This is a genomic window from Paenisporosarcina indica (genome assembly GCF_001939075.1).
GTDB classification, from domain to species: domain Bacteria; phylum Bacillota; class Bacilli; order Bacillales_A; family Planococcaceae; genus Paenisporosarcina; species Paenisporosarcina indica.
Window position 1 is genome coordinate 269,990 of sequence record NZ_MPTA01000001.1, and the last position, 14,926, is coordinate 284,915.

11 protein-coding genes are annotated in these 14,926 nt (G+C 39.2%); 10 read left to right on the forward strand and 1 reads right to left on the reverse strand.

Features of this window, described 5'->3' with window-relative positions:
* Nucleotides 1–40: 40 nt before the first annotated feature.
* The 10 genes from GY23_RS01235 to GY23_RS01280 all read left to right on the forward strand — a co-directional run bounded on the left by GY23_RS01235 (nt 41) and on the right by GY23_RS01280 (nt 13,345).
* The gene (locus tag GY23_RS01235) at nt 41–2,467 is read left to right on the forward strand and encodes a cytochrome c oxidase subunit II (protein ID WP_075617386.1); all 2,427 of its coding nucleotides are present in this window, start codon (nt 41–43) and stop codon (nt 2,465–2,467) included.
* Complete coding sequence (locus GY23_RS01240; RefSeq protein WP_075617387.1) at nt 2,464–3,399, forward strand: ABC transporter ATP-binding protein; 936 nt, start codon at nt 2,464–2,466, stop codon at nt 3,397–3,399. The genes GY23_RS01235 and GY23_RS01240 overlap by 4 nt, the downstream gene beginning before the upstream one ends.
* The gene (locus tag GY23_RS01245; protein WP_075617388.1) at nt 3,396–4,241 is read left to right on the forward strand and encodes an ABC transporter permease; all 846 of its coding nucleotides are present in this window, start codon (nt 3,396–3,398) and stop codon (nt 4,239–4,241) included. Before GY23_RS01240 ends, GY23_RS01245 begins: the two co-directional genes overlap by 4 nt.
* A 13-nt stretch (nt 4,242–4,254) precedes the next feature.
* Nucleotides 4,255–5,730, forward strand: a complete 1,476-nt coding sequence (locus GY23_RS17905; protein WP_075617389.1) for a hypothetical protein — start codon at nt 4,255–4,257, stop codon at nt 5,728–5,730.
* 17 nt (nt 5,731–5,747) lie between these two features.
* Complete coding sequence (locus tag GY23_RS01255; RefSeq protein WP_075617390.1) at nt 5,748–6,740, forward strand: AAA family ATPase; 993 nt, start codon at nt 5,748–5,750, stop codon at nt 6,738–6,740.
* Entirely contained in the window at nt 6,737–7,612 is an 876-nt protein-coding gene (locus tag GY23_RS01260; protein WP_075617391.1) for a DUF58 domain-containing protein, read from the forward strand. Before GY23_RS01255 ends, GY23_RS01260 begins: the two co-directional genes overlap by 4 nt.
* 12 nt (nt 7,613–7,624) lie before the next feature.
* Nucleotides 7,625–9,394, forward strand: a complete 1,770-nt coding sequence (locus GY23_RS01265) for a vWA domain-containing protein (protein WP_075617392.1) — start codon at nt 7,625–7,627, stop codon at nt 9,392–9,394.
* A complete protein-coding gene (locus GY23_RS01270) occupies nt 9,378–11,978 on the forward strand; it encodes a VWA domain-containing protein (protein WP_075617393.1) in 2,601 nt (866 codons plus the stop codon). The genes GY23_RS01265 and GY23_RS01270 overlap by 17 nt, the downstream gene beginning before the upstream one ends.
* Nucleotides 11,979–12,227: 249 nt before the next feature.
* Entirely contained in the window at nt 12,228–12,614 is a 387-nt protein-coding gene (locus GY23_RS01275; RefSeq protein ID WP_075617394.1) for a DUF5071 domain-containing protein, read from the forward strand.
* A 59-nt stretch (nt 12,615–12,673) separates the two neighbouring features.
* Complete coding sequence (locus GY23_RS01280; RefSeq protein WP_075617395.1) at nt 12,674–13,345, forward strand: hypothetical protein; 672 nt, start codon at nt 12,674–12,676, stop codon at nt 13,343–13,345.
* Nucleotides 13,346–13,718: 373 nt separating this feature from the next.
* On the opposite strand, the gene GY23_RS01285 is transcribed toward GY23_RS01280, so the two are convergent.
* Nucleotides 13,719–14,906 (reverse strand): MFS transporter, encoded by a 1,188-nt coding sequence (locus GY23_RS01285; RefSeq protein ID WP_075617396.1) that lies wholly within the window; start codon nt 14,904–14,906, stop codon nt 13,719–13,721.
* Nucleotides 14,907–14,926 lie beyond the last annotated feature (20 nt).

A 14,926-nucleotide genomic window follows, 5' to 3' on the forward strand; every position in this document is an offset into this window, starting at 1 on the left:
ATTTCGTACTAATATATATAGAAGCATGGGGGGAAAGAAAATGAAAAAGAATATTCGCTGGTGTTTCGCATTAATACTATTGATTTTATTTAGTTTTACACCATTTACGGAGGCAATGGCAGCTCCGGAATTAGAAGTTAAAGCGACAGCTGGTTTCCAAAATAAAGTGAAGTATGGCTTAGGTTTGCCACTTTCTATGACTGTCGTAAACAATGGAGATGAATTTTCAGGTGACTTAGTCATTGATTATTCGGAATCATATGCGGTGGGTTCAGCTAAAGCCATTCCATTTACGATCGGCAAAGGAGAAACAAAAACCATCAATCTTTCGTTATCTGGCCTATCTGATGAGTACATGTACTCAGGGGGAACAAACTCTAATCAAATGTTTTACTTTTATGAAGGTGGCTGGGAAAAAGACAAAGAAGTGAAATACAAAGGAAATAAAAGTTTACGACCAACGTTTTATGGTCAAGAAACTAATTTTATATTAACGCTTACGGAAAGTGCGGATCGTCTTCGTCCATTTTCTGCAGTTAAATTAAATAATATGTCCGATACACAAGTGATTCACCTAGCTCAATTAAAAGATTTTGAATTTCCGGTGGACGCATCTTCCTACGGCGTGGCAAATTTTTTAGTAGTGGATGAATTTGTATTAGCCGATTTACCGGCAGATGCCCAAAAGGCCATACTGGAATGGGTGCAAACAGGTGGTGTCGTGATTGTAGGGGCTTCCGAAAATACATCAGCTGAACTGGGGCTCTTGTCTTCAGAGTTACCTCTGACTTTATCAGACGAGCGGATACAAATACCAAAAGAAGTGTTTGCAACATTAACAAAGAACAAAGGATTTACTCAGGATATTTCAGCTTTCAATGCCACGGTAAATGAATCATCGCGTGTATTGTGGGCATCGGAAAACCAACCACTTTCAGCAGTGAATTCAATTGGTAAAGGCGCGATTATTCAAACTGCTTTTTCTATCGGAGATGAGCCATTCTCTAAAGAAAGTAGCGCCACAGCGTTTTTGACTGAATTAATTAAGAAAGCCAATGTAGGCATGATATCGACAACCAATATGAACAATGGATACCAAGGGATGAAAGAACAAATGGTGTACGATGTTGGGCAAACTAATGAGTTGTTTCCGTCATTTCAAGTGTCCACATCCATAATGGTGGCAATCGTTATTCTATATATCATTCTCATTGGACCGTTAATGTATTTCCTATTAAAAAGAAAAGATAAAAGGGAACATGCATGGTGGATTATTCCCGCCATATCGATTTTAACTTCTGCAGCCATTTTTGCTTATGGAGCGAAAGATCGTCTAGTGCGTCCACAAATCCAGCAATCGAGTTTTTATGAAGTACAAGATGATGCAAGTCTTACTGGATATTATGTAGAGTCTTTACTTTCAAATCGAAGTGGTGATTTTACTTTTGAATCTGACACTGGCACGTCGATGGTAGCTTCAAAACAAATGAATGCCTTCTCGGGAAGTACAGGTAGTGCCCAAGCAACATCCATATTGCAAGAGCACGCTAATAAAGACCAACTAACTATGCGCGATGTAGGGTATTGGTCCGTATCGACCATACTTGGAGATTCACACATACCAGATGTGGGGAAATTCACAATTGATTTAACTGTTGAAAATGGCAATGTGCGAGGAACTGTGAAAAATGATTTCCCATTTTCAGTAAAAGAGGTTTCCATTTGGTCTGGAACAAAAATGATAAACCTTGGTGATTTAAATCCAAGCGAATCAGTAAATGTTGCGGAACCAATTGGCTCTGCATTATTGTTACCGATTGCATCAACAACAGGCACTCAATACATGGGGTACGGATCACCAATGACGGCAAGTGATTTACCAAAAGAAAGAAAAAACAGCTTGATTCGAATGACTCAAACAATGGGTAACCGTTCGACGCAGCCCGCTATTATTGCTCATACGGAAGATGCGATTGTGCCTCTCTCGTTAGTGGATGCCCGGGCAGAAATATCTGCAGTTAATGTGATCTTCCAAAAATTCGAACCAAAAACGATATTCTCGGGAGAATTCACATTACCTGCTACATCGTTTGAGATTTCCGTAAATAACGAGGATCCATCAGCTCATTTCGAACAGATGAGCGAAAGTAAATTTGAATGGTATATGCCCAATGGTGCTTATCTATATGATTGGAAAGTACCACCCAATGTCCCTCTTGATCAAGTGAACTGGACAGAATTGCAGCTAGCAAATACAAATACCACGTCAATAACTGTATCGATTTATAACGTCTCAACAAAAACCTTTGAAGAAGTAACGGGTGGCCGATTCTCTATTAATGAGAATGTTCAAGATTACATCTCAACAGAGGGTATTGTTCAATTTAACGTCAATAAACAAGCGTCAAATGGAGATGACTATACGCGTTTACCAGAATTACGCTTAAAAGGGGAGGTCAAAAAATGATTGAAATTAAAGGCCTAACTAAAAAATATGGCTCATTTTATGCATTGAATGATTTAAATTTGAGTTTGAGTGAAGGCACTGTATTTGGATTTGTTGGTGCAAATGGTGCGGGCAAATCCACGACCTTTTCAATACTTGCCACTCTTTTACAGCCGACAGCGGGTGATGCGTTTATCAATGGAAAAAGTGTCAAAAATGATCCACATGAAGTTCGTAAACAAATTGGCTATATGCCCGATTTCTTCGGCGTGTATGATCAATTAAAAGCAGATGAGTATTTGGATTTTTACGGTGCAAGCTACGGGATTCCAGCTGCAAAAAGGGCAGAATTAATTCCTCAACTGTTGGAACTAGTGAACTTAACCCACAAGCGTTATGAATACGTGGATGTTCTTTCACGTGGGATGAAGCAACGCTTATGTTTAGCACGCTCTCTGATCCATGATCCAAAGGTATTAATTTTAGATGAACCTGCTTCTGGCCTAGATCCTCGAGCACGGGTAGAGATGCGTGATATCTTAAAACAATTAAAAAGTATGGGGAAAACAATTCTTATCTCGTCTCATATTTTGCCTGAACTCGCCGAAATGTGTGATGAAATTGGTGTGATTGATGGTGGAAGACTAATTGCTCATGGCTCGGTTTCTGATATTCAAGCTCAACTTAAAGGAGAACGTCTAATTTCCGTGAAACTGAAAGGGTTAACAGACCGTGCCATGAGGTTTTTTGAAGAAGATCCATTTGTATCAGGTCTTGAACAACACAAGGAGAAACATATGATCACGTTTAAATATCGTGGTTCCGAGGATGATCAAATGCGTTTGTTAAAACATGCATTAGAAGAACAATTATCAATTTTGTCTTTTGCCGAACAAGAAACTGATTTAGAGGATGTCTTTATGGAAATTACGAAAGGAGTGGAGACTGTATGAGAATCAATGTAAATAACCCTGTTCTCGTCAAAGAAGTAAAACTTCGTTTCCGCTCATTGAAAAGTTTTACGGGCATTTTGTTCTATTTGATTGCCATGAGTATTTTCGTTTTCGGATACATTTTTGTTACAACAGCGTTTACGGGAACTGGGTTTTTTAGACCAGACCAAAGTTTCTTATTATTTGGCTTATTAACATTCATTCAGTTAGGGCTCATCTTGTTTATTACGCCGGGATTAACAGCTGGAAGTATCAGTACTGAACGTGAAAAGCAAACGCTCAATATGTTGTTGACCACTTCACAAAGTTCACTGCAAATTATTATTGGGAAATTATCTTCTTCGATTGCTTTTTTGGTGCTCATGTTAATAGCGGGATTACCTATTTATAGTTTAGTTTTCTTATTTGGTGGAATTTCACCAGGTCAGTTAGGATTAATCTTCTTATTTTTCTTCCTAACAATGGTCACGGTAGGAAGTATTGGTGTGATGTTCTCGACCATTATTCGAAAAACCATTGTTGCGATGATCGCAACATACGGCACGATGATATTCTTAGCGGGTGTTACGGCATTTTTCTTCATCATTACGATTCAAGTAAACATGATTGGTTCAGGTGCTGCTGTAACTCCTGCCCCATTAGCTCACTTTTGGGCGAGTATCAATCCAGGAATTCTAGTATTTACTTTATTAAATCCAACAACTGAAGGATTTGTTAATGAGCTGACTCAGATTGAATTCCCGATATGGGCGGGATATACCATTTTTTATGTATTGATTTCTGCAAGTGCCATCTTGATTTCAATCAAAAAACTACGTGTGAATATGAAACGATCAAAATAAGGAGTTGGGTGACATGAGTAGTCAAGAACGTATTACCGCTTTTGTAGGCAAAGTACATCGAAGGCTGGTAAGCGAATACCTTTTTCGAGTGTCACAAACGGCTGTTTGTGTAGGACTCGTAATAACGGCGATTACGTATTTGCTTTCTAGGCTATTCGTGTTCCCATATTTTACGATGTGGTCAGTTGGAGCAGGAGTGTTTTGCTTTGTTGTCATCTTCATATGGGGAATAGTTAAAAAGCCGACATATGGATCTTCCTTACGGCATTTTGATGCTTATTTCCCTGAAAACCTTTTGATTACGGCTTTACATTCTCGTGATGAGGGGTCGACATTATTACAATCACTTCGAGATAAAACGGTTCAAACCGTCAATCTTTCTTTTGATTTATTTAAACTTCGTAAAAAAAACTTATGGCGTAAAAAATCACTGATGGGTATAGCAGTTGCCTTGACTGTTTTATTTACTTTAATGGCATTTCCATCTGTAACTCAATTACAAGCAAAAGACATTGAACTGGAAAAACAAATCGTGAAGGAAATTAAGAAAGAAGTAGCGAAGTCCATAAAAAAAACCACCCCAGAAGCCCTTAAAAAAGAACTTCAACAATTAGAAAAGGACTTAAAAAACACAGAAACAACGGAAGAAGCACTTCGCGAATTAATAAAAAAACAAAAAGAACTACAATTACGTGAACAAAAACTTTTAGAAAAAGAGCAGCAGGCCAAACAAAATGGAAATTCAACTGGTGGTTTATCTGATGAGGAGAAAAAAGAACTCACCGCTCTTAAAGAAGCAACAAAAGCCCTTGCTGAGCAGGCAGGGAAAACACAAACCGCTTTAAGTAAATTAGGAAATCCATCAGGCAACCCAGTACAAACAGCCACAAATCAATCCAATTCAGCTAACCCTAGTCAAAGTAACGGACAAACCGGGGCACAAGGAACTAACTCCGGGCAAACATCAGGCACTGAAACACCAGCCAATCAATCACAAGGTCAGGGCCAAGGTCAACAAGGTCAAGGTCAAGGTCAAAGTCAAGGTCAAGGACAAGGACAAGGACAAAGTCAAGGTCAAGGACAAGGACAAGGACAAGGACAAGGTCAAGGACAAGGTCAAGGGCAAGGTCAAGGACAAGGACAAGGACAAGGACAAGGACAGGGCCAAGGCCAAGGCCAAGGACAGGGACAAGGGCAAGGTGGGTTGCAAGGAGGCAAGGGATCGGGTAATCGAGATTTATTATCGGTTCCTTCACGAATAGGTGGAACAAGTCAATCAACGGTTGATACGGGAAAAATGGGTGACGGCTCATCAGCTGAGGAACAAGAAGCCCAAGGCCCAGTGAAAAAAGGAACGGTCAAACCTTATGACCAAGTCGTGGGGACGTATAAAGACTCTTACTTGAAGAGCTCAGATCGACTTCAATTACCGCCAGACTTGCAACGAATTGTACAGGATTATTTTTCTTCACTAGAAACAAGCCAATAATGGAGGTTAGGTTTATCATGTCATTCACACCACAACATTATGAAGAGATGAGTCAACGTTTAAACGAATTAAAACAAGAAATAGGGCAATTTATCGTAGGTCAAAAAGAAGCGGTGGACTTTACATTGTATTCGGTTTTGGCGGATGGTCACGCTCTGCTAGAAGGATTACCGGGGTTAGGGAAAACGATGCTAATCCGTACCATTTCAGATGTATTGGATCTATCGTTCTCACGAATTCAATTCACACCAGACTTAATGCCATCAGATATTACTGGAACGAGTATGATTGAACGTTCAGATGACGGCAAGCAACAGTTTTCATTTAAGCATGGCCCGATTTTTAGTCAAATGGTTTTGGCGGATGAAATTAACCGTGCAACCCCAAAAACGCAAAGTGCGTTGCTCGAAGCGATGGGGGAAAAAACGGTTACGGTGCTCGGTGACACAAAACAAATGGCACGTCCATTCTTCGTTTTGGCAACTCAAAATCCAATTGAAATGGAAGGGACGTACCCTCTACCGGAAGCTCAAATGGACCGTTTTTTATGTAAAATACTAGTCCCTTATCCGTCAAAAGAAGAATTAAAAGAAATCGTATTGCGAACGACAGGAGCAAAAACGATTACACTGCAAAAAGTAATGAATGACCAAGAACTGATTGTGGCTCAGCAAATGGTAAAAGAAGTGTTAATCGCAGATGATATGTTGGCATACGCAGTAGATTTAACGTCAGCAACTCACCCAAACGACGATGCTAGCGAAGATGTAAAACGATATGTTCAATATGGAAGTGGACCTCGTGGACTGCAAAGCTTAATTCGTCTAGCCAAGGCACGAGCACTTGTAGCGGGACGTTATCATGTGTCAATTGCAGATATTAAGTCGGTCGCAAAACCTGTACTTCGCCATCGGATGTTATTGAATTATGAAGGAGAAGCGGAAGGGAAAACAGCCGATTCTATTATTGATCAACTGCTGCAAACCATTAAACAAGGGCAACCATCATGAGTAAAACTTCCATTTTGCCGGAAGACTGGTCTACAAAGATTGGACGTTTACAGATTGCCACGAAATCAAAATTGCGTGGACATCATAAAGGATCCCATCGATCAATGCGTTTTGGTTCATCTCTCGACTTTTCGGATTTTAGAGAATACCATCCTGGTGACGATGTTCGTCAAATCGACTGGAATGTTTTTGCCCGTACTGATAAATACTTCATCAAACGATTCTTAGATGAACAAGAAATGCGTGTCCATATCTTACTTGATAGTACAAAGTCCATGCAGGATGAGAAGAAGTGGCTATTGGCAAAACAACTGACCATTTCACTTGGACAGCTCGTATTAGGAAGAGATGATCGGTTATCGTTTGCAACTCCTACTGATGAAAAACTTATGCCTTTTAGACGAAAAGGTGCTTTGTATCGAAAGGCTTTTGCATCTTACATAACGAATCTGAGTGAACCGACAAGTAAGTCCTCTTTTACAAGTCAGGCCCCACAACATAGCGCGAAAGATTGCACCGTGTTATTTATAATCACGGATGGATTGGAACCAATCGTGGAGTGGGAAAGAACGTTGCGTACATTGCCGAGATTCTCCCAGGATATTCGAATGATCCTGGTACAATCGAGTGAAGAAATTGCACCACTTTATTCAGGGGACTTACAACTAATCGACAAGGAAACTGAAAATCGATTGAATGTTTCCGTGTCGCAGCGAGTCGTTAAAGAGTATGAACATAAAAGACAAAAACATTTTATGGAACTCGATGCACTGTGCCGACGTTATGGCATTCATACTTTGAAAGTCGAAACGAAGGATGATATCAGTCACATTCTGTTCCACCAAATGATTCGGTCAAATTGGATAAATTGAGGTGAACCGTCTATGGGATTTGGACAACTAGCATTTTTATGGACGGTGATCATCCCAGTCATTGTCCTTCTATATTATTTCTTCCGTAAAAAATATAAGGAAAAAACAATTTCTTCGACAATGTTTTGGGAAACGGTCATGAAAGAAACAAAGGTTTCACCCTATTTACAGTATTTACAACGAAATGCTTTGTTTTATTTACAGATGCTCGCTTTGATATTACTGGTTTTTGCACTCCTGCAACCATTCTTTAAAACAAAAGCAATTGCGGGGGAACATATTATTTGGGTGGTTGATACATCGGCAACCATGTTAGCCACTGTAAATGGCGAAACGGTCTTTGATCGTCACAAGAGTGAAATGATGAGTCTGTCAGAACAGTTAGTTGGAAAACCATTAACCATGATGACAACGGGTGAGGAACCAACTATCTTGTTGCGTGATGAAACCAATTTGTCGTTTATTCAATCAACGATCGAGAATTTAACTGTCAAATACGAACATGAACAGTTACCCAAAATGTTAGACTTTACAGAATCGCTTTTAAAAGGCAAGGAAACAGCGATTTATTTGTTTACCGATCACGTTGAAAGAAGTGAACTCCCATTAGAAAACGAAGCCATTACTTGGAGCGTTAAGGGAACACCCGATGACATTGAAAACGTGTCAATTCTACGTTTTGGGGCGACACAATCTGATAAAGGTGTCGCTGTACTAGCTCAATTATCGAACGATACAACGACTGAAAAAAGAGGGGATTTTGAAATCCGTTCGATGACAGATGACAAAGTCTTGATCAAAGAATCTGTGGTCATCACAGCTCAAGATACATTGGAGTTGTCCTTTAAGGATTTACCATCAACTTCAGGATTACAGGCTTCTCTTCAAATCGAGGACGATTATGCAGTGGATAATGAGTCGACAATCCTATTACAACAGCAATCATCTCAAACATTTGTTGATGGAAGTCTACATCAATTAGTTACTGCAGCATTTCAAGCGATGGATATACCTGTCAGCTCCGTTCCTACTGAACAATTAGTTGACGTAACTGATGATGCCATCATTGTCACGAATCAAACCTCACAGCTAACAACATCGGATTCACCCGTTCTACTAATTGGACGAAATGATGAATCTGCTAAAGAAATAATTGGAGAAATTACGACCGAACGAGATGATGTCTTTGCTTATGCAGATATGAAGGATATTTTTGTCAGTAGTATTTATCCACCTTTTGCTGACTATGAAACCATAGCACGGGTAAATGATGAGCCGTTCATACAACGTTCAGAGCGAGGCGATTTGATTATTTTAGCAGATATTCAGATGACCGATTGGCCGCTACACCCATCATTCCCATTGTTTTTATGGAGTGCACGTGAACAAATGTCAACGAACAGTGACTATATTGGCACGTTTTCTCCAAACGAACGAAAGTCATTGTCATTAGTGGCGGAAGAAGAAACCGGCGATTGGGAAATTTTCTCGAACTCCGCTGAATTTATCACGACATTCCAAAATGGGGGGCAATTTACTGCTCCAAGTCAACCAGGATTATACGTGTTGAAATCAGGTCAGACAGAAAAACAATTTTCCGTCGCTTTAGAGCAGCAAGAAAAACAAATTGAAAAAGGGACATCATTTACTATTGGCACTTCTTCAAAAGGAAGTGTGCAAGAAACAGTAGAAACATCATTAGTTCCTTGGTTCTTACTTCTCATCGTTTTATTGTTATTGATTGAATGGGAGGTGCAAAGACGTCGTGGAATTGCGAATTGAATCGCCTATTTGGTTACTCTTTTTGATTCTACCAGTCATATATTTTACTTTTGCTTGGTGGAAAAATAAAAAACAGCAGTCGAGGGAATACACGGTAATTTTCATCATACGTGTAGTTGCCGTACTTTTATTAATATTTGCATTGGCAGGCCCTACTCTGTTACTGCCAATTAAAGAAGAACAAATTCTGTTTGTCGTTGACCGTTCTGCTTCAACTGCCGGCACAGAGTCACAATCAAGCGAATTTTTATCTGAAGCGTTTGCAAGCAAAAAAGATCATCAAGCTGTTGGAATCTATTCATTCGATAAAAGTTTTCAAACACAAATGCCTTTGTCCTTATCAACAGAATATGTACCTGAATTTACTGGGACAGGTGATAGCAGTCAAACGAATATCTCTGAAAGCATACAGCTTGCCAGCAATTTAGCGGACCAACAGAAAGCAACACGCATTGTGTTGTTGTCAGACGGATTGGAGAATAGCGGATCTGTCTCCGATCAAATTTCAAGGATGGCCGGTAGTCATGTTGAAATTGACACGTACGTCTTAAATCGTCCGCAATCGGACGATGTAGCCATTACGGGCTTTGAAACCCCACCCGTTGCCTTTGAAGGCGAGCAACAACAATTAATTGTGCAAGTGGAGTCAACGAAGGCCGTTTCAGGCGAGCTCATCCTTTCTCAAAATGATGAGTTCGTGTCTAAACAAGCTGTTCAAATTGAGCCTGGAAGCAATACCTTCACATTGCGACACGCTTCTACTGGCGAAGGACTACTGAAATACCAAGTTCAACTAAACGTAATAGACGATGCATTACTTGAAAATAACCAATTAACCAGTGTAACCATGGTTGAGAGTGCACCGAGACTTTTAGTGGTAAGTGGAGATACTCTAACTTCTCCTGTTCCCACTTATATTGATCAAAATGTAATTCAAACGGATACCATTAGTGCTAGTGATTTGCCATTTGATTTATCCAATTACTTGGCCTATGATGCCATTATTTTTGACAATGTTCCCGGGTATCAAGTCGGAGAAGCAAAAATGACCGTGATTGAACAAGCGGTTAAAAACTTCGGCGTTGGCTTTATGATGGTTGGTGGAGACAATAGCTATGGACTGGGTGGGTATTTTAAAACACCAGTCGAAAAACTTTTACCTGTTGAGATGGAGGTTAAAGGGAAGCAACAGTTGCCTTCACTTGGACTGATCATTGTTATGGACCGTTCGGGCAGTATGGCTGGCAATAAATTCGAACTAGCAAAAGAAGCAGCTGCTCGCTCGATTGATTTATTACGGGAAGACGATACGCTTGGATTCATTGCTTTTGATGATCGACCTTGGGAAATCATCGAAGCCAAAACGTTAACGAATAAAGAAGAAGCTCTAGAGAAAATCTTGTCTGTATCTGTTGGCGGAGGAACGGAAATTTATCCAGGGCTTGAATTGGCATATGAAAGATTGACAGAGTTAAAGCTGCAACGAAAACATATTATTTTGTTAACAGACGGTCAATCAGCATCTCAAAATGACTACGAAACACTTATTACAGATGGATTAGGTTCTAATATTACACTTTCTACTGTTGCCATTGGACAGGATTCAGACCGGGCATTGTTAGAAGAACTGGCGCAAATAGGTACAGGAAGGTTTTATGATGTTATGGATGAAAGTACGATTCCTGCGATTCTTTCAAGGGAAACCGTCATGATTTCGAGAACGTATATTGAGGACAATCCTTTTTACCCAACCATAAGTGGGGATGCAGCTTGGACGAGTTTGTTTACTGAAGGGGTGCCCCAGTTCAATGCTTATATTGCAACGACAGCCAAACAAACAGCTACCGTTATTGCACAAAGCACAAAAGAAGATCCTGTCATAGCGGAATGGATGTACGGACTCGGACGTACCATTGCTTACACATCTGATTCAACAGGTGCGTGGAGCGGGGATTTTGCACGTTTTAGCCAGTGGGGGAATTTTTGGAACACAGCTGTTTCCAGGTTATTGCCATCTTATAGCGAAGTGCCATTTGATATTCGTAAATCGGAAGACGGTTCTTTTGTCGTCTCCGATCCTTCAGGGCAATCTTCATTTTTAGATATTGTGGCGGTGAATGAAGCAGGTGAAGACATCGCCAGTCTATCTGAACCAATCGCACCAGGTAAAAGTAGGGTTTCATTTGATGCCGACCCTGGGTTGATTTTTTTACGTATTTCAAATGAACAAAACAGCATGTATCAAGCAGGAGTCTCCATTCCATATAGTGACGAATACAAAATCCAGCCACCAAATAATGGGCTCATGCAAGATATTGCTGATCGAACAGATGGTCAAGTACTTGATTCGCCTGAACAAGCAATGCGGGATATAGTTTATCAAAGTGCAGAAAGTAAAAGTATACAAAAATGGCTTGTACTGCTTGCGATGTTGCTGTTCTTTATAGACATTACACTACGACGTTTTGGCTGGCGTTTATTATCGCGTTTGCCACAAACATTGAAACCTTCAACACCAGAGCTGGTGTCTACCGAAAGTGATACAAACGTTGCACGGCTTTTGAAAGGGAAAAAGAAACGCTAAAAAAGGTTGTTCCAAGAAGCGTAAACTTCTGGAACAACCTTTTTTAAATGTAGTCTCTGTTACCTAATATTGTTGATATTATTTTGGATATCATTGCCTAAGATGGCAAATGTTCATTCTGTTAGTATTTAGTTTAGTACTATCTTCAAGCTTACAATGGGGATTGCCATAATGAATAATAAGTTGGTAGTAGCCATCGGAAATTAGAGAATAGTTTCCTCTAAACAAAAACATGATGGAGTGATAAAAATGGAAAACTTTGAAGATCAACTACCCAGAGATAAATTTGATGAAGATAGAGTTGAATTGATTAAAAAAATGGATAGAGCTCAAATATTACCTTTGTTGCCAGGCCTCCTGGTATGGACACAAGATATGAATTGGCCGGTAGCACCAGGCATAGTGGAATTACTTCTAACTTTTCCAGAAGAAATTGTCCCTCATGTAAAAGATGTATTAAAGTCCGATGATCACAACTGGAAGTGGTATATCCTGCATTTTCTGGTGACTGAATTGCCATTGGAATCTAGAATGCAGTTTAAGGAATATTTGAACAGAGTTGCCGAAGCACCCTCCAAAAGTGAAACTGACGAAGAGCTTGATGAAATTGCAGTGAAAATTTTAAATTCAATCTGAATTTGCTTTTTTATAGAATTTATATGGAAACTGTTTGAAAAAGAGGCGAATTAATAGTTATGGAAAACAACTTAGTTCTACTTTTATATGGGGATAGATTACCTCCGGAAGCTCATATCAATAAGATTGCAAAATACTATGGCAAGCACTATCAGAAAGACAGAGTAAAAGAATGTTTTAACGAAAATGATTATTTTGAAGTTAGGATTGAAGAAAGATATACAGGACTTGATGGGCGACAAGAATATATCCCGATAGGGGTTTCAGTAAGAAAAGAATATTTTTCTAAATTCTTGAAGATCTTTAAATCACTAAAAGGCAATCACTGTCTATGCAAGTTAAACCACGAACATCCAAATGCTATAATTTCCGGGAAACATTTTGAAGGATCTTGCTATTACTTAAAAGATGTAGAAAAAAAGATCATGTTCGTTGAGGAATTTACGTATGAAAAAAATGAGGATAGTAATGGAGCGAATTTTATAGATTTCTTCGAACAAGAATGCGATGATGTCGGATATGATGCGGATGATATCGATATAGATTTTTATAAAACAGTACTAAACAAATTTCAGGAAACGGCCGGACCGAAGAACGAGTGGTTTAGTGTGGTTGAATTAGACTGGTATAAAAAAATGCCTAATGCGAAACGATGGAAAATCGCAGATGCAAATGAAAATACCGGTAAAGTATTTGAGCAATGGTTAAATAGTCTTATCGATCAGAAATAAACCATTTATTGGATTGCAATAAAAATTATTACGACGAAAAAAGGATTTCAGAAAAGTACAAAAAGTAATTTACATCACAAAAATGTAAAAATAGAGAACCAAGAAACGAATAAATTTATTGCTATGTTGATTTACAATCTTAAGTTGCCCAAAGCAAAGTCATCATTCACATTGAGGAAACAAGGAAGCGACGGATACCCAAAAATCCGTAGGATGATTTGAAAAAGAATGGGGTGCAAAGTGACGAAGTCACATTGCACCCCATTCTTTATTCTTAAAATCATCTTGTAGCAATCAGGAATCCATAGCGACCTGAGAACCTAAATGTGAAAGTAATTATCAAAAGAACTTGCGCCATTTTTTTAGGTTTTTCTTATACCAACAATGCAGCTGAAGCTTTTTTTTGCGATGCATATGCAATGAAGAAACTAATCATTAATATAACGGTTCCTGCAATATAAGGGAAACTCATATTGACATCGAATAAGAAACCAGCAAGTGCTGGACCAATCATATTTCCTAAACTCATATAGGCATTATTCATACCAGCAGCATAGCCTTGTTCATTGCCGGCCATTTTAGAAATCAATGTATTAATCGCAGGGCGTAGTAATGACGCCGCTGTAAAGAAGACGCTTGCGACAATTAATATTGGCCAAAAGCCATCGACAAACAGGACAGCACTCATCGCTAGAGCCGAAACAATTAAATTCACCAGAATGACTTTCATTTCCCCAAAGCGTTTAAACAATTTATTGATAACGAATGTTTGAACGATGACACCCACAAAACCGCCAGCTGTAATGATGACCGCAATTTCGCCAGGAGTAAACCCATATTTCTTATCTACATATAACGCAATGGTTGATTGGAAATTCGCTAGTCCAAAAGAGAAAACAAGCATGACGATTAACATAATAAAGTAAGGCATCTTGGTAGAACGAATCATTTGTCTATAAATATTTTCGCGTTTTCGTTCCATACCAGGTTCAACTATTGGAGGTTTCGTATTAGGTAACACAAAAACTGAAATTGTAGCTGAAACAAGAGCAGCTGTTGTTGCTATATAGAATGGGAACTGCAAGCTAACTTCTGCTAAAAAACCACCAATAGCGGGTCCAATCATAAAACCAAGAGACATAGAGGCACCAAGTAGGCCCATTCCTTTTCCGCGATCTTCAACTGTTGTAATGTCAGCTACAAATGCCATCATAGGAGGAACTAGGAAGGCAGAGCCTAAACCACTGAAGAATCTAGCTAAAAACAGCACCCATAACTCCGAAGCTAGGCCAAACATCAATTGGGACAAGCCGAAAATTACAAGACCGATAATAATTAAATACTTGCGTCCAAATTTATCCGATAAATCACCGGCAATCGGTGAAAATAAAAACTGTGCGAAAGCAAACATAGCAATTAGTAACCCCAGTACTTGACCAGCAGCACCAAATGTATCTAAATATGCCGGCATAATCGGTATGATTAACCCGATACCTGACATCGCAATAAACATATTGAACATTAACACATATAACGCAAAGCGATTAGAATTAGTCGCCATTATAAACCTACTTTCTATTA